General features: G+C 46.7%; 13 protein-coding genes. 1 reads left to right on the top strand and 12 read right to left on the bottom strand.

The window, feature by feature from the left end:
* Nucleotides 1–6 precede the first annotated feature (6 nt).
* From HMPREF3093_RS06790 to HMPREF3093_RS06735, 12 genes are all read right to left on the bottom strand, one after another.
* Entirely contained in the window at nucleotides 7–837 is an 831-nt protein-coding gene (locus HMPREF3093_RS06790; RefSeq protein WP_070756240.1) for an LCP family protein, read from the bottom strand.
* A 12-nt stretch (nucleotides 838–849) separates the two neighbouring features.
* Nucleotides 850–2,700 carry a polysaccharide biosynthesis protein gene (locus HMPREF3093_RS06785; protein WP_070756385.1) on the bottom strand — a complete coding sequence of 617 codons (1,851 nt, stop codon included), beginning with the start codon at nucleotides 2,698–2,700 and terminating at the stop codon, nucleotides 850–852.
* A 159-nt stretch (nucleotides 2,701–2,859) separates the two neighbouring features.
* Nucleotides 2,860–4,341, bottom strand: coding sequence for a response regulator transcription factor (locus HMPREF3093_RS06780; RefSeq protein ID WP_070756239.1), 1,482 nt, complete (start codon nucleotides 4,339–4,341; stop codon nucleotides 2,860–2,862).
* On the bottom strand, nucleotides 4,299–6,029 hold the full coding sequence (locus HMPREF3093_RS06775) for a sensor histidine kinase (RefSeq protein ID WP_070756238.1): 1,731 nt from the start codon (nucleotides 6,027–6,029) through the stop codon (nucleotides 4,299–4,301). Before HMPREF3093_RS06775 ends, HMPREF3093_RS06780 begins: the two co-directional genes overlap by 43 nt.
* The gene (locus HMPREF3093_RS06770; protein WP_070756237.1) at nucleotides 5,998–6,627 is read right to left on the bottom strand and encodes a DUF624 domain-containing protein; all 630 of its coding nucleotides are present in this window, start codon (nucleotides 6,625–6,627) and stop codon (nucleotides 5,998–6,000) included. The genes HMPREF3093_RS06775 and HMPREF3093_RS06770 overlap by 32 nt, the downstream gene beginning before the upstream one ends.
* The gene (locus HMPREF3093_RS06765) at nucleotides 6,617–8,899 is read right to left on the bottom strand and encodes a GH92 family glycosyl hydrolase (protein WP_070756236.1); all 2,283 of its coding nucleotides are present in this window, start codon (nucleotides 8,897–8,899) and stop codon (nucleotides 6,617–6,619) included. The genes HMPREF3093_RS06770 and HMPREF3093_RS06765 overlap by 11 nt, the downstream gene beginning before the upstream one ends.
* A 148-nt stretch (nucleotides 8,900–9,047) precedes the next feature.
* Nucleotides 9,048–10,502, bottom strand: a complete 1,455-nt coding sequence (locus HMPREF3093_RS06760; RefSeq protein WP_070756235.1) for an ABC transporter substrate-binding protein — start codon at nucleotides 10,500–10,502, stop codon at nucleotides 9,048–9,050.
* Nucleotides 10,503–10,561: 59 nt separating this feature from the next.
* Nucleotides 10,562–11,482: a carbohydrate ABC transporter permease gene (locus HMPREF3093_RS06755; protein WP_023391290.1), complete on the bottom strand. Its 921-nt coding sequence runs from the start codon at nucleotides 11,480–11,482 to the stop codon at nucleotides 10,562–10,564.
* 11 nt (nucleotides 11,483–11,493) lie between these two features.
* A complete protein-coding gene (locus HMPREF3093_RS06750) occupies nucleotides 11,494–12,450 on the bottom strand; it encodes an ABC transporter permease (RefSeq protein ID WP_023391291.1) in 957 nt (318 codons plus the stop codon).
* Between the two features lie 318 nt (nucleotides 12,451–12,768).
* Nucleotides 12,769–13,629, bottom strand: a complete 861-nt coding sequence (locus tag HMPREF3093_RS06745) for an ROK family protein (protein ID WP_070756234.1) — start codon at nucleotides 13,627–13,629, stop codon at nucleotides 12,769–12,771.
* Nucleotides 13,626–15,035: a glycoside hydrolase family 1 protein gene (locus tag HMPREF3093_RS06740; protein ID WP_070756233.1), complete on the bottom strand. Its 1,410-nt coding sequence runs from the start codon at nucleotides 15,033–15,035 to the stop codon at nucleotides 13,626–13,628. Before HMPREF3093_RS06740 ends, HMPREF3093_RS06745 begins: the two co-directional genes overlap by 4 nt.
* A 209-nt stretch (nucleotides 15,036–15,244) precedes the next feature.
* Nucleotides 15,245–15,670: a MarR family winged helix-turn-helix transcriptional regulator gene (locus HMPREF3093_RS06735; protein ID WP_070756232.1), complete on the bottom strand. Its 426-nt coding sequence runs from the start codon at nucleotides 15,668–15,670 to the stop codon at nucleotides 15,245–15,247.
* 149 nt (nucleotides 15,671–15,819) lie between these two features.
* On the opposite strand from HMPREF3093_RS06735, the gene HMPREF3093_RS06730 reads away from it, so the two are divergent.
* Nucleotides 15,820–16,158 (top strand): winged helix-turn-helix transcriptional regulator, encoded by a 339-nt coding sequence (locus HMPREF3093_RS06730; protein ID WP_070756231.1) that lies wholly within the window; start codon nucleotides 15,820–15,822, stop codon nucleotides 16,156–16,158.
* The last annotated feature ends 52 nt before the right edge of the window (nucleotides 16,159–16,210 follow it).

Here is a 16,210-nt window from a genome sequence, read left to right as displayed (position 1 = left end):
AGTCTCCTATTCTTTTAGATCAGATAGCAAGGTCGTGCGCAATTCAGCTAGAGAGGCTTGATCAGGAATATCGTAGTAAACCCCATTAATGGTTTGGCCCTGCCCTTGTAGCTGGCCAAGTTCAAGCTGTAAATCGGCCTGACGATACTGGTTGAAGAGGCCCATCAATTGATCCAGGGACAAGTCAGTCGAGACAGATGTCATAAGTGACGCAACTTTCAAAGGATCTAGCTTAAAAGAAGCATCTTGCGCCTTATGCATTAGGGCTTCAAGCACTTGTCGTTGACGGGCTTGGCGGGCATAGTCACCGCTTGAAGAAAAGCGATCTCGCACATAGTAGAGGGCTGTCCGGCCATCTAAATAAACCGGCGTGTCTTGGTAAAATTCATAGCCATCAATGGTAAATGTTTCAGGTGGCACTACTTCTACGCCGCCCACTAAATCCACCAAATCTTCTAGCCCCTTCATATTAAGCGCTAGATAGTGTTGGATGGGGACGCCTAGTAAGTGCTCGACGGTTAGTTTGGATAACTCCGCACCACCATAGGCATAGGCGTGGTTGAGCTTATCCATGCCCTCGTAGCCCTCAATATTGACATAGGTGTCTCGCGGTAGACTAACGAGGCGTAAGGTTTTATGGCTAGGGTTCAGGGTCATCACCATGATGGCATCGGAACGCCCTTGTTCTGTCCGACCCAATTCCCCCGTGTCAATTCCTAGAAAGAGGAAAGACATAGGCTCAGAATCTGGCGTTGCCTGAACTTGAGGCCCTTGCCACAGACTGGCCACTAGGGCCAAGACGACCATTAAAAGCAAATGCTGGAGTTTTGATTTCATCTAGGGAGCCTCCTAGTCAGCTTGAGTGGTTTGATTGGCGAAACCAATGATGGCTTCCTTGAGCACATCGCCTTCTAAGGTGTCGAATTCTGCCATCTTAGCTTCAATGGTAGCCAGTGGCATGGTATTTACCTTACCAACGAAGATTTGATCATGTACTTGGTTATCTACAAATTCTGATGCCACCAAGAGCTCTTCATAGAGTTTCTCACCCGGACGAATGCCTACTTCAACAATTGGGATTTCTTTTTCAGTATGACCACTAAGCAGGACCATTTTCTTAGCTAAGTCATAAATCTTAACAGGTTCACCCATATCTAAGATGAAGACTTCGCCGTCGCGGGCATATGCTCCGGCATGAATGACTAAGCGGCTAGCTTCCGGAATGGTCATAAAGTAACGGGTCATGCGGAAATCGGTCACCGTCAGCGGGCCACCTGCAGCAATTTGTCGTTCGAAGACTGGAATGACACTGCCTCGGCTACCTAAGACATTACCGAAGCGAACGGCACAATAGGTAGATTGACTGGTCTTATTGAAGCCTGTCACAATCAGTTCGGCCACACGCTTGGTTGCCCCCATCACGTTAGGTGGGTTGACCGCCTTATCTGTCGAGATCATGACCATCTTAGGTACACCGGCTTGGTCGACTGCTTTGGCTACATTATAGGTCCCGTGGATATTATTCTTGAGGGCTTCCTTAGGGTTACGTTCCATCATCGGCACATGCTTATGAGCTGCTGCATGATAGACGATAGCTGGTTGATAATCTTGGAAAACTTGTAATAAGCGTGGGTAATCTTGAATATCTGCAATAACGGGCACATATTCAATTTCTGGATGACTCTTAATTAATTCATGGTAAATCAGATAAATAGAGTTTTCGCCATGACCTAAGAGAATAACCCGTTTAGGCTTGAAGCGACTCACTTGGCGACAGATTTCGCTCCCGATTGAGCCACCTGCCCCGGTCACTAAGATGGTTTTATGGCTTAACTCTTGGTCTAGGCATGACTCATCCAGGCGGATTTCCTTACGACCCAAGAGGTCTACAATGTCAATTTTCTTAATCTCATTGCGTTGTGGGCCAGCCCCTTGAATAACATCTTCAACCTTAGGCATTTTATAGACAGTTAAGCCCGCCTCGTTACACATTTCGAGGATACGTTCATATTCGCGCGGTTCAAGAGAGGGAATAGCCACAATGACTTCATCAATATCATATTCTTTGGCTAGGCTGGCTAAGTCATCGTAACGACCTAAGACCGGCACGCCACTTAGCTGTTGCCCCTTCTTATTGAGGTCGTTATCCAATATCCCCACAATGTCCAAATCACTGGTTTGAGGTTGATAGCTGTTCATGAAGGCCGCGCCTCCGTCCCCAGCCCCAATTAGGAAAATCCGGCGACTGGTCGCCACCTCCTGGCCGCGATCACGTTGGGAGTATAAGAGCTGCCAAATCAAACGTGGTGCAAAGACCAAGAAGGTACTCAAGAGAATGAAGAGAACCAAGAAGCGAACTGAAAACTGAGGCAAGAAAACATAGCTAATGCCATAGCCCACCACACTGGAAATGGCGATGGTGGAAAAGAGCTTCATAAATTCATCTAGGGAATTGTAGCGGCTCATACTTGCTGCCAAGCCCATAAGATGGGTTAAGACTTGGTAAATTGCAAAAGTTAACCCCACATACACAATATAGTCAAAGGGATTGGGGTTAATCAAGGTATAGAAGAGGACATAGGATACCACAATGGCTACAATAAAACTTATTAAGTCACTGATGGCCCAGAAAAATTGTTTCTGCCCCCGATTTAATCTTTCAACGATGTCTATGACATAGCCGGCTATATCTTTATTCAAAATCATACTGCCACCTTTTCTATAGATTTGCATTCTTTTGTATCAGTACTATTTTACTCTTGATTGGGTCAAAATACAATGTATTTTCGCTAAAAAGAGCCCCACTTAGTCCACAGGATTCTGTCCCGGTCCTAAATAAAAACACGGCAAGGCCAAACCTTACCGTGTAGTTTGCTTATCTTCCTGAGCCTTAAGGTGATCATGATAGTGTTGACGATACTCTTTGGGACTGACACCCTCAGATTGTTTAAAGACCCGATAAAAATAGGCTTGATTCTGATAGCCAACCTTGACCGCAATCTGGGCCACCGACAGCTTAGACGCAATCAGTAAATCCTTGGCGATGGCTAGACGATATTGATTGATATAGCGGGACAGAGTCATACCGACCTCACGCTTAAAGAGTTGGCCCAAGTACATGACATTGACATGGAGGTCATCGGCCAAACTCTTCATGGAGATATTCTCGTTATAGCGTTCATAGATAGCCGCCAAGACTTCATTGACTATTGGCGGATAGAGGTGGTGACGCTTCTCACGTCCACCTAAATCCAAACTTTCCTTGAGGTGTTGGCTTAGCGAGGCAAAAGTCAGAGGCTGATTGGCCCCTTCATCTAGGAGACTGGTTGGGGTATGCTGGTTAGATTTAATATCAAAGTAATGCCGAATCAAGGCCGTTAATTGCACCACTTCCTGAGGCGCTAGTTCCTGCTCCTGACAAAAGGCCAAGAAGCTATCTAAGTCCGCATCCAGTTTAATGCTATTCTGATTATCGATGGCTTCATAGAGGTGGCCCACTAATTGATCGACTAACTTAACGGTTGTAGGATCCGTTTGGGAAGCGTCACTCTCATTCTGCCAAAAGATTTGCCTAGCTCGCTCCTCATCCCACTCCCATTCATAGAAAAGCCGTCGACTCTCAGCCTGAAGGAAGGCTTGGAGTTTATGATGGATGTTGGTCAGCGACAGATTAGTCTGTATTTGCATGCCACTATCTTGAGGATCTTGCTTAAAATCCGACTGAGGTATAATCCCTAGTAGCCAGTCACCTAGCACCATAATAGACCAACCACCTGCAGCCAACAATTGGGGCTGACAAGTCTTTTGTGCCAAAACCCACTGCCAATTGGGGGCAGTGACATCCTGGTAACGAAGAGGCAAGCTCCCTTGGCCTATCTCTAGCCAACTAGTCAGTTGAGCTTGCTCATGGTCAGAAATAACCTGAGCTAGGGCTCGCTTATCCCGGATTTCTTGGGCCACTTGGCTAAGCACCCGATGAAGCTCTACCTTGTCGATAGGCTTAAGCAGATAATTTTTGGCTCCTAATTCCATGCCTCGCTTAACGTACTCAAATTCCTGATAACCTGACACAAAAATGAAGACAAAGTCCTGGCCTAGGTCCTTGGCTTGACTAATAAAATCAATCCCCGTCACGTTAGGCATATTGACATCGGTGATGACAATATCCACCGCTTGGTGACACATTAAGTCCAAGGCTTCCTGGCCATTACCAGCTGTCCCCACAAGTTGCAAACCTAGTTCTTGCCAGCGGATCAGGCGTTCTAAGCCTTTGACAATCATGTACTCATCGTCCACAATCATGACCCTGAGTGGGGTGGGTTGAAAGGACACTGGAGCCATACACGGACACCTCCTTCTTCATTTATTTGATAAGATAAAGTAGCCTCGCTACCAAAATAATGATGGAGTCGCTCAGCCACATTAAAGATTCCAATTGACTGCCGGCTATTCGGTTCAATGGGTCGAGCTCCTTCTCTTAATCCTTGATTTAAGGCGCTGAGGGTTTCTGGGGACATACCTCTCCCATTATCAGACACTTCAATCCAGAGCCTGCTAGTCAGGCTAGCTTGGTCGGCCACGCCTTCCACCCAGGCTTTGATGGCCAAGCGGTTATCGCTTCTGGCAAAATCTACGCCATGCACAAAATAGTTTTCGATTAAGGGTTGCAGGGTAAACTTAGGCAAGACGAAGGCTTGACATTCTGGCGCCACTTCAATCTCTACCTGTAGTTTGTTAGGATAACGCACCTGGTAGAGATGGATATATTTGCGACAGAAGGAAAGCTCACGTTCCAAGGTCGTCTCCTTCTCATCGCTAATATTATTCCTGAGTAGGGCAGCGAAGTCATAGACGATATCGGCTAACTCATCCGCCCCCTCCGTTAGGGCACTCATGCGAATAAATTCCAAGGTATTATACATAAAATGCGGATTGATTTGCGACTGCAAAGCCTTGAGAATGGCTTCGTGCTCTCGGGCTTCCATGGAATAGAGTTCCTGTATGTTAACCTGATACTGGTCTAACATGGTATTAATGGAATGGGTAATTTCCCGTAGTTCATCCCGCTTATCCGTTTCCCGAATACGATAGTAAAATTGCCCTTCTCCAATTCGCTTGAGGGTCGTGACCATATCATGAACCTGATTGGAATAGGCCCCGAAGAAACGATAAAGCAAGGCCAAGAGGATGACTGCCACAAGTATGGTAATCAAGGTAATCACTAATACTGGACCCGTAACCCGTTGCCAGATGATCGACTTAGGCAGAAGGCTGATGATTAGTAAATCTTCGCCCGTCTCCATGCGGCTGATCAGGTAGCCAGAAGGCACGTTTTCTCCTCTGATGACCGCTTGCAGCTTGTCTTGACTCAGCTTGCCTCGTTCTAGGAGCATGCGTTTTAGCTTGGCATCGACGACGACAGTTTGAGCCTTGGTTAAGAGCGGCGACTCAGCCAGCCCTTGGAAGAAACGATCGGCATGGTAGTTGACTTGTACCTGCCCCAAACTATGGCCAGAACGCAAGTCAAATAAAGGGCGGTCAAAGCCAATCTCTTGACCCTCTTCTTTACTTATATCAGACGGCATCATCTTACGCCCACGTGTGTTGTCCGCTGTAGAGACAATCAGTTCTTTGGCATTATCGACATGGATAAGAATCGAGGTAATGTCTTGAAACTCCCGATGAAGCCGATAGAGCTTATCAGGTAAATAGAGATTGTACTGACGATTCATCAGAAAACTCTCTAACGACTCCTGGTAGCTATAATTGGCATAATGGCGCAAGGCTTCAATCTGCTTGGTTGACTCCGTCAGTTTTTGCGCAATTTTTTGGGTGTCTTGGTCGGCCTGACTGAGTTCTGTCTGAATATGGTAGTGCATGAGATTGAGCTCAGCCAGGGCATTGTTAATGTTATGTTGATAGAGCAAGTAGACCGCTACTAGAGGCAGAAGAAAAACTAAGACCAAAATCAGGGTCGCATAGTAGCGTAAGAGCCGACTAAAGCGATTGGGATTCTTCTTCTGGCTCATGCGGAATCACTCCTTGCCGGCGCCATTCTCTCAAATAGAAGGACGACAAGCTAGTCACCCAGAGAGGGACCGCGAAGATAAAGGCCAAGGCGGGGAAGGTCATCACCACCCAGACAATAACCAAACTATAAACCAAGGTCAGAAGGTTGGGACGTGGCGTCACCAAAAGTTGGAAGAAGCTAAACTTAATGAATTGGCTAGCTTCCCCCTGGTAGACTACCCGCATTTGACTCTCTGCCACTAAAGCTAGGTTCACTAAGACTAAAACGGTCACTTGGATGACAAGGGCCACCAAGAAGATCAGACCCCGCATTTGAGACGTAATAAAAATCAACCAGCACAGGAAAACAGACAAGAGGGTATAGAAGAGATTAAGGCCCCAACTATCACGGCGGTTGGCCTTATAGCTATCCCAAAAGCCAGAGAAGGTTAGCAGGTCTGCCCGCCACTTAGCGCTTTGGTGGGCTTCAGTTAAGGCCGTCAGACTAGCCATGGTGCCAAAAATGCCCAATCCAGCCAACCACCCTAACCAGAAAAAGGCAGCTCCCTTCATCCAATAGTAGACTCGCATCATCATCTCAACAAGTTTAGTTTCCATGCGCTTCCTCCTCTATCTTACAATCAAGACTATTATACTCCCTTTGGCCATTTAGCGCTAGAGAAAACGGTCTTAAAGATGGCTCCGTTGGATTCAGTGACGGCAGGAAGCCTAGCTCTTGCTCTAATTGGCCACCCGCCATGATATCCTCATAAGTCAGGAAGTGAGCATCATAATCTTGGCCATTTAATTGGCGGCTCAAAACCACATTGAGTACCTGGCTAGGATTCAGGGTAGTCCATTGGAAGCCCCGTCCCTCACTTAGGTTGAGACTGGCCTGGTCCCAGATACTGATCCCTAAGACATATTGATTAGTCCCTGGGGTCACGGCATAAATTCCAAGAGAACTCAAAACAAACCAGGCTGATAAGGAGCCGTTGTCCTCGTCGCCAATATAGCCCTCTTCTTCCAACTTAAAGGCTTCTAGCATGAGCGATTTAAGCAATTGATGGGCCATATGTGGGTAGCCAGCATAGATTGGCAAGTAAGGCAAATGGAAGCTGGGCTGATTGGACAGGGCCAGCTGGCCCCAGTCGCGACGGGCCATTTCTAACATTTCATGAATTTCATAGCCATAGCCATCCACCCGGTAGCTGGCAGGTTGATTAACTAAAGCCCGCAGCTGCTCGTAGAAGGCAGCATCTCCGCCATGTAGGGCCACTAAATCAGCCAAATTATGATAGACCGCGAAAGACTGCTGCCAAGCAGAACCTTCGGTATAAGGGCCACCCCAGGCTTGGCTGACAAAGTCGCCTAGGAATTGGCCAGCTTGATCCTTGGCCCGCATCAGCCCAGTTTCGTCATCGAATAGATGGCGGTAGTTGAGTGATTGTTGGCGGTAGTCCTTAGCTCTCTCCCAATCGCCCAAGGCCTGGGCTACCTGACTAATACAGAAGTCGCTGTAGGCGTAGTCCAGACTTTTATTGACCGACTCGCCATCGCTTACTGGCAAATAGCCCAAGCGACGATAATCGCTAGCTCCCTGGCGGCCTTCCAAGTGGTGAACACTCTCTGTCTCAGCCGTATAAAGCATGGCCTGATAAAGCTCCAGGGCCAAATCTGATGGGACTAGGTCCTTAACGACGGCATCCGCAATGACTGCATCCACCAAGGTCCCTGGCATAAGCCCCCGTTCGTCAGGAGACAACCATTTAGGCAAGAAGCCATCTTCTCGGGCAACTGCTAGAATGCCTTCTAGGAAGAGTGGCACCATTTCAGGCACAATTAAGGCATAGAGTGGGTAATTAGTCCGGAAGGTGTCCCAGTAGCCATTATTGGTCAAGAAGTAGCCAGGCTCCAACTTCCCCGTATAAGGCGATTGATGAATAGGCTCCCCGGCCGCCGACCACTCATAGGCCGCCTGAGGGAAGGTGGCCGTCCGATAGAGACAATGATAAAATCGATCGACTAGCTTGGCCTCTCGATGACTAACTGTCAAACGGCTTAGATAGTCCTCCCACGCTGCCTCTGTCTGTGCGCACTGCTGGTCCCAGGACTGGCCGAAGAAATTGGATTGCCGATAATTAAGCTCCAGCTGGGCTGGACTAATATAAGAGGTCACCCATTCCAAATGCAAGGACTGGTTTGAGATAGCTTCAATGCCGGCCAACTCTAGCCAAAGTTGGTGGAGACCCTCTCCCAAATCCACCACCTGGCACAGCTCAAAGGTCACCCCCTCCGGCGCTAGCATCCGGCTATATTGACCATACTGACCGTACTTAGACCCTGCCAGCTGATTGGTGTAGAAAGTCAGCTGATGACCCTCTAACTCATACCAACCACTTTGGGCCAAAATCAAGCTCATGACCCAATGCCCCTTAGGATAGCGCCGGTTAGGTGTCACCTTAAGACTGGCCCCATCCCGCGTTGGACAACAAGCCACCTGCAAACCATCCCGCAAACGTTGGTAGGACAAAAAGCCCGGCCGAAATTGAGCTAGATCACCGCGATAGCCAGAACTCGCTAGTTCTCGACTGGCCTCAGCCGACAACGGACTCTTAAGTTGACCCCACTCCTTATCCGTTAGGCAGGCCACCTGCCAAGTCACCCAGGCAAAGTCGCCCATCCAGGGACTGGGTTGGTGGGTCAAACGAATCCCAAAGGCAGTCCCATCTTCCGGATGGAAAAAGCGTGGTTCCCCAGGCCGAGTCTCCAAAACAAAATGGTTCATGCCAAAGGGCACCCCAGTATAAGGCAGGGTGTTGCCCTGACCTAAGCGGTGACTATTCCGCGTCCCCCAACGGGTATCAATGGTTTGGTAAGGAGCTGACATCTCTTTTCTTCCTTTCTTTCAATCCTTAATCTTTGATACGAGGGAGTGCAAAAGCTCCCGCCTTCTGCTTTCGAGCCGCAAGGATTGAGCCGTCTTTTAACAACAAGAGGCTGGAACTGAGTCCCAGCCTCGCCTCATTCATTAGGCATTAGTTTTTGTTTTTCAAGAATTCGTCGTATTGACGTTGCATTTCTTCCTTGATCTTATCAATACCTGCGTCTTTCAAAGCTTTGTTGAACTCAGGTAAGACTTTTTCAGGGTCAACAGTACCAGTGTGGAGACCTGCAACATATTCGTTAACGACGTTGTTGACGTTAGCAATTTCGTCCGCTACAGGTTCTTGGTTGAAGTTGAAACCTAAGAGTGGAGACTCTGTTGCTTCTTTCAAGCCTTTTTCAGAAGCAGCCAATTGTTCTGGTGTGATGCGTTCATCTTTGTAAAGCAAGGCAGCGTTCCCTGTGTTCCATGCAGACATGTGAGTTGCACCTTCGTTGTACTTAGGCAAGAGTTTGATCTTGTCTTCGCCAACTTTTTCCCAGTTCTCGCCTTCTAGACCGTAAACCAAGGTGTTCATGATTTCTGGTTTAGAGTTGATGTAGTTAAGCAATTTAACTGACTCTTCAACGTGATCAGAGTTTTGAGCGATAACGAAGTTAGACATGCGTGCTTGAGCGTTAGTCTTGATAATGGTGTCGCCGTGAGGCACGATTTCTAAGGCTTTACCAGAAACAGCACGGAGTAAGTAGTTACCGTAGTCACGTGGCCCTACTGTTTCACGACGCATGAACCAAGTATCAGCATCTAATGGGTAACCTTGGTCAGAAGTGGCAGCGTCTTTAGGTACGAAGCCTTTCTTGTAGAATTCGTGCATTACCTTGATTTCTGGAATGAAGGCATCTGTTTCTTCATAAGGGTTCACAATTTTGGCAGTATCGCCTTTGAGGTAAACCCCGAGTGGTACAGCATCCCCAATGACATAGTCAAAGTCATGCCCTACACGCCAGCCACGACCTGCAGCTAAAGGTGCTACACTAGGTTCTTTGTCTTTAATGGTTTGTAAGAGAGGTTCTACATCTTTGAGTTCTTTGATACCGTCTAATTTGAGGTCATATTTCTTCAAGAAGGTTGGGTTGAAGGTGTAGAACTCTTGCGCATAAACGTTCCCGTTCACTGGGAAAGCATACATCTTGCCGTCAACTGTGTTCCCTTTGATGTAAGCTTCATCTAAGTACTTGAAGGAGTCTTGAGCGTGTTCTTTGATTAAGTCAGTCAAGTCAGCATAAGCGCCTTTTGAAGCATTTTGGATGTAGCCAGAGGCACGTGCGATGTCGTATTTTTCACCTGAGTTGGTCATCACGTTCATCTTGTCATCGTACTCACCCCAACCTAGGTAGCGGATTTCAAGTTTAAGGTTTAAGTCACGAACGAAAGCTTCGTTAACTTTAGCCAAAAGTTGATCCAAGTTATCAGGTGGTGTCCCGATTTGGTACATGGTGATAGTAGTTGGCTCTTCAGCTTTAACAGCTGGAGTGAAGACAGAAGCTACCGATACTGCTGCTAAAGCAGACATAGCCATATTACGTACAAGACGTTTCATTTTCATTGTGGATTCCTCCTAAAATTTTTATATTGTTATTACCTGTAAGAATGGAGTGGACACGTCTATTCCTTGACGCCACCGATGGTTAAACCAGAAATAAAGTATTTCTGGAAGAAAGGATAGCTTAAGGCGATTGGCAGGGTTGAGATAACCACCATGGCCATACGCGTTGCTTCCCGCGGAATCGAGACGCCCGATACGGCCGAAGCCCCTTGGGCAGCATTTTTAACGATATAGTCAATATTGGCTTGGATTTGCATCAAGACATATTGCAGTGGGAAGAGGTTTTGATCATCTAAGTAAAGCAAAGCGCTAAACCAGTCGTTCCAAAAACCAATAGCCGCAAAGAGAGAGATAGTTGCGATCCCTGGGATGGCCAGTGGTAGGACGATTTGGCGGAAAATCCGAAATTCGCCTGCCCCGTCAATCCGAGCGGATTCAATGATAGATTCAGGAATAGACTTGCGGAAGAAGGTCCGCATGATGATGACGTTGAATGGACTCAAGGCCATTGGCAAGATCAAGGCCCAGATAGAGTTTCTTAGCTTGAGTAAGGAAGTCATCACGATATAGCTTGGCACCATCCCAGCCCCTACCAACATGGTCACCAAAATGATGAAGAGGAAGAAGCGGCGGAAGATGAAGTAAGGTCGTGATAAGGCATAGGCATAAGTCGACGTAACTGTTACGTTAATCAAGGTCCCAACCACGGTCACGAAGACCGTCACCATAAAGGCATTGACGATGGTAGAACTTTGCGTAAAGAGATACTCGTAACCTGCTGTAGACCAGGCATCCGGAATCAAGCGATAGCCGTTCCGCACAATAGAGTTTTCATCGGTCAGCGATAAGATGATAACAAAGATGAAGGGAAAGACACCCGTCAAACCAACCAAGGTCATCAGAAGACTGAAGAAGAAGTTAGCTTTGGGGCCGAAGGTATCCACCGATACCTTACCCAGTTTTTTCTTGGTCTGAGTCATGGTGGCACCTCCTAGAATAAAGCAGAATCTGGATCAATCTTGCGCACAATCAAGTTAGCTGACAGCAACAAGATGAAACCAACGAAGGACTGATAAAGCCCGGCTGCGGTGGTCATCCCCAGGTTCCCTGCGTTTTTCAAACCATCATAGATATAGGTATCTAAGACGGACGTCACATTCTTAAGTGGACCAGATTGAAGTGGCACTTGGTAGAAGAGACCGAAGTCGGCCCGGAAGATGTTCCCAATCCCCAAGATAACCAGAATAATCATCATTGGTACCAAATGCGGAATCACAACGTGGCGAATTTGGTCCCACTTGCTGGCCCCATCCATTTGGGCGGCTTCATAGTAGGTCCGGTCAATCCCCACAATGGTCGCGAAGTAGATAATGGAAGAATAACCAATCCCTTTCCAAATCCCCATGAAGACAAGGAATGGTGGCCACATGTCAGGCGTTGTATACCAGTTAGTGTCGGCCTTCATGCCCATATCCCCTAACATTTGGTTCAATAGCCCGCGGTCCGTAGACAGGAAGGTTAAGACGAAAATACTGATGATAACCCATGACAAGAAATAAGGTAAGAGCATGGAGGTTTGAATGGTCTTAACCAAAAGCTTACTACGTAATTGGCTAAGAATAATCGCAAACATAACGGCGAAGATAAGGCCAATAATAATGAAGGCTAGGTTGTATAAGACAGTGTTCCGGGTAATAAGATAGGCCTTAGAACTTGAAAATAGGTAGTTAAAGTTGGCGAACCCTACCCATTTACTGTCGAGGATAGACTGAACAAATCCTCCCTTGGAGAAACGGAACTGCTTAAAGGCCACCACGTTCCCCAATACTGGAATATAGTAGAAAAAAATGAGCCAAATCAGCCCCGGTAAAGTCATAATAAGCAAGGGTATATTTTGTTTCCATTTGCGTCGTTTTTTGGAGCTTTTAGCTTTTTTCGCTGCTTCCATTGTCACTCCTCTTTTCTGTTAACGTTTACAGTTTGTATTATACGCCAATTGCCCCTGACTTCCTATCCTCAAATCATAGGTAATTTATTAAAAATTATAGGTATTAAATCATACATTGTGCACTAAACCCGTATAGGCAAATAGTTATTTCGCCCGAGACTCTAGCAACTAACTTGTACTTTTTAAGGCCCTCTCTCGCTCTTAAATTAAGCAGATATTTTACTAGACTTTATGGTCGCGTTAGATCAAAGTAAAAAGGCATGACTTCAGTCATGCCTGAAATATAAGCTAAACGAGTTAGACTCCTTGGAAGCCAGGCTACTCACTAAGTTCAGCTGCTGCCAACCAGGTTACTCCTGCCCCAATCAGATTAGCATCTGCTTGATGGGCACAAGAACGTACCTGAGGATGATGGGGAACTTCAGACGCTTCTAAGAAGGCCTTGACCCTTTCTTCCAGTGCCCGGCTGAAGTCCTGATTGCCTGACAAGGCCCCCCCAATCAAAATAAGTGGCAAATCCATGAAGACGTAGAGATTATGAATCAAGAGAGCCAAGTCATCTACCATTTGATCGACGGCTTCCTTAGCTTCTGGATAGCCTTGTTCCGCCAGTTCCAAAAGGGCCTTGAAGTCGCTCGACCCATTATAACGCCGTGCCACATTGACCGGGCTCATGGTTGGGCTGACCCGGCGACTAAAGTCGACCATGCCATAACCAAACTCACCAGCAAAGCCCCCTGGCCCCCGGTAAAGCTGGCCATTTAAGACTAGGGCGCCCCCAATACCAGATCCTAAGACTAGGAGGGCGGCGGCTTGGGCTCCCTGAGCAGCTCCTGAATGAACTTCAGCTACCGCCGCACAGTTGGCGTCATTTTCAATGGTGATAGGCACTTGGAAGGCCTGGGTCATTTCTTTAACAAAAGGCCGATGATGGATATAAGGGACGGCACTAATGCCTTCGATAAGGCCCTTGTCCGGCAAAACGCTCCCTGGCACGGAAAAGCCAATTCCTTTGATAGGCACGTCCAATTCTTGGCGGAGTTTAGCAAGCTCGGACTGGAGTCCCTCCCAAGTTTCTGGCGTGGGAAACTTCCCTTGATGGCTCAAGACTTGCCCATCAAAGATGCCATACTTCACGCTTGTTCCCCCGACATCGCAAACTAGTAGTTGCTCGGTCATGTCATTTCCTCCCATTCAAATTCATGATTAGCAGTTAAATCTTTGAACCACCAGCCGGATTGTTTGACGGTCCGGGTCTGGGTATGAATATCGTTAGAGATTAAGCCATAGCGGTTCTTGTAGGCATTGAGCCAGGACCAACCGTCGACTGGTGTCCAGACATGGTAGCCAAAGCAGTTGGCCCCTTCTTGCATGGCCTGGTTAAGCCAGTAGAGATGTTCGCTGAAGAACTGAATCCGATACTGATCCTGGATAATCCCTTTCTGATCCAGATAGCGCTCCTCACGCGAAACGCCAATCCCGTTCTCGGAGACGAACCAAGGGATATTATCATAATTGTCTTGAAGGTTCTTAGCAATATCATAGAGAGCTTGAGGATAGATTTCCCAGCCTTTGTCCACATTCATACGCCGACCTGGCATTTGATAATCGTTAAAGTAGCGTTGCGGCATCCAGTCAACCGTTAAACTGTTAGGCGAAATTTCTGGCGCCTTGACCCGATGAGGGTGGTAGTAGTTAACCCCGATATAATCCACGCGATTGTCGCGGATAATGGCTAACTCTTCTGGCGTCGATTCCCATAACACACCATCTTTAGCCAGAATGGCCACTAATTCCTCTGGAAACTCCCCCTTAACGGAAGCATCTAAGAAGAGGCGGTTGACAAATAAGTTGGCAAAATGTGCCGCCGCCAAATCTTCTTCAGATTGGCTAGCTGGATAAGCCGGCGTTAGGTTAAGAGCAATGGTGACCCGACCTTGCGGATTTTGATTGATTTGGCGGTAGGCTTGAATGGCCTTGGCAGAGGCTAATTGTAGGTTATAGGCTACTTGAACCGCCTTCTTGCCATCTACCAACATAGGATAGTGGAAACCATAGAGATACTGGCCTTCTACGACTACCATGGGTTCATTGAAGGTCATCCAGTCCGTTACACGATCACCGAAACACTCAAAGGCCCGGCACGCAAATTTCACAAAAAGCTCTACGACATGCTTGGACTCCCAACCACCGTAACGCTCATAGAGTTCGATTGGTAAATCAAAGTGGTGAAGATTGATAATCGGCCGAATGCCGGCAGCCATGAGGGCATCAATGACCCGGTTGTAGTAAGCTACTCCCTTTGGATTCAAGCTTCCTTCCTCTAAATCATCAATCAAGCGGGTCCATTGAATGGAGGTCCGCAAACTATTAAACCCTAACTCCTTGAACAGGGCGATATCAGACTCATATAAATGGTAGAAATCGGATGCCACATCCGGCCCAACATAGCGGAAGAAATCTTCCGGCTTGGTATCATAATGATAATCGAATACATTGACATGGGGTTTATGGAATCGCCCTTCATTTTGTGGGCCAGAAGTTGCCCCACCCCACCAAAAATCTACTGGAAATGTTACTTTCATCGTCATCACCTCACCCTTATTATAGCATGACCCTGACTGTACAAAATATAGACCTTTTGCGACAAACTATAGGCTTATGAGTAGCACTCACACGCCCCATCTTTCTGGGTGGGGCATGACTAAGTAAAGCAGTCCTTTCTTGAAATATAAAAGTAGCGCTGTTCTTCTGGCAGAACAGCGCTACTTTATTATAAACGGATGGAAATCGCCTATGGTAGATCGAAATTTATCTTCTTGAGTAGGGTGCTAAGCCCTTGCAACTCCGCTTCGCTTAAGTTACCAAATACTTTATCAAGTTTGGCTACGTGAACAGGAAAAATCTCTCGCATCAAATCAAAACCTGATGGACTTAGGCCAATATAAGCTACCCTTCTATCCTTAGCATCAATTCTCCGTTGAACAAGCCCCTTTTTTTCTAGCTGATTAATGACATAGGTGGTCGAGGAGGAAGAAATCAGAATCTTCTTAGCAATTTGCTGTACAGGGTACTCTCCTTTAGACCAGAGCAATTCTAAAACACCAAACTCTGTCGAATTAAGTCCGTAACTACTAACGTCATTCTTTAAAAATTGTGTCAGTTGGCCACTGGTCCGCATAAGTCCCACAACCACTTTCAAAGCTAATTCTTGATGCATTGGCCAACCTCCTCCTATTTTTTCTTAAGGTCCCATTATAACAAGTCTTGTTTTTTTAAACAAGAGAAATATTTATACTTGACCTTTTAAATATAACTTTATACACTGTATTAAGTATCAAAAATAATTATGTAAAGGACTTAATAGATATGGCACGCTTCAGCAGTGACAAACTCCCTACTTGCCCCTTTGTTGTTACCCAAAAAGTTCTCTCTGGCAAATGGAGTATTCTCATCCTCCACGCCCTCGAGCAAGGTCCTAAACGCTTTAATGTTCTCCACCGTGAATTATCTGGAATCACTCAAGCTACCCTCACCAAACAATTACGTCAGTTGGAAGAAGATGGCATCATTATTCGCAAGGCCTATCCTCAGATTCCACCTAAGGTAGAATATCAACTTTCCGCTATCGGCATGGAATTTCGTTTAGTGCTTCAACAATTGGGGGCCTGGGGAAACAAGTATATCCATTTCCTTAAAACTCAATAATAAAGAATAAGCGTGTTGACTTCCCCAAGTCAACACGCTTTTCTCATAATGA

This window comes from Abiotrophia sp. HMSC24B09 (assembly GCF_001815865.1).
Lineage (GTDB): Bacteria > Bacillota > Bacilli > Lactobacillales > Aerococcaceae > Abiotrophia.
Note: the sequence above shows the minus strand (reverse complement) of the source record. Positions and strands in the feature narration are given on the sequence as shown.

Coding starts and splice junctions, on each gene's coding strand:
- HMPREF3093_RS06790 (WP_070756240.1), bottom strand. CDS start 837: ATGAAATCAAAACTCCAGCATTTGCTTTTAATGGTCGTCTTGGCCCTA.
- HMPREF3093_RS06780 (WP_070756239.1), bottom strand. CDS start 4,341: ATGGCTCCAGTGTCCTTTCAACCCACCCCACTCAGGGTCATGATTGTG.
- HMPREF3093_RS06775 (WP_070756238.1), bottom strand. CDS start 6,029: ATGAGCCAGAAGAAGAATCCCAATCGCTTTAGTCGGCTCTTACGCTAC.
- HMPREF3093_RS06770 (WP_070756237.1), bottom strand. CDS start 6,627: ATGGAAACTAAACTTGTTGAGATGATGATGCGAGTCTACTATTGGATG.
- HMPREF3093_RS06765 (WP_070756236.1), bottom strand. CDS start 8,899: ATGTCAGCTCCTTACCAAACCATTGATACCCGTTGGGGGACGCGGAAT.
- HMPREF3093_RS06760 (WP_070756235.1), bottom strand. CDS start 10,502: ATGAAAATGAAACGTCTTGTACGTAATATGGCTATGTCTGCTTTAGCA.
- HMPREF3093_RS06755 (WP_023391290.1), bottom strand. CDS start 11,482: ATGACTCAGACCAAGAAAAAACTGGGTAAGGTATCGGTGGATACCTTC.
- HMPREF3093_RS06750 (WP_023391291.1), bottom strand. CDS start 12,450: ATGGAAGCAGCGAAAAAAGCTAAAAGCTCCAAAAAACGACGCAAATGG.
- HMPREF3093_RS06745 (WP_070756234.1), bottom strand. CDS start 13,629: ATGACCGAGCAACTACTAGTTTGCGATGTCGGGGGAACAAGCGTGAAG.
- HMPREF3093_RS06740 (WP_070756233.1), bottom strand. CDS start 15,035: ATGAAAGTAACATTTCCAGTAGATTTTTGGTGGGGTGGGGCAACTTCT.
- HMPREF3093_RS06735 (WP_070756232.1), bottom strand. CDS start 15,670: ATGCATCAAGAATTAGCTTTGAAAGTGGTTGTGGGACTTATGCGGACC.
- HMPREF3093_RS06730 (WP_070756231.1), top strand. CDS start 15,820: ATGGCACGCTTCAGCAGTGACAAACTCCCTACTTGCCCCTTTGTTGTT.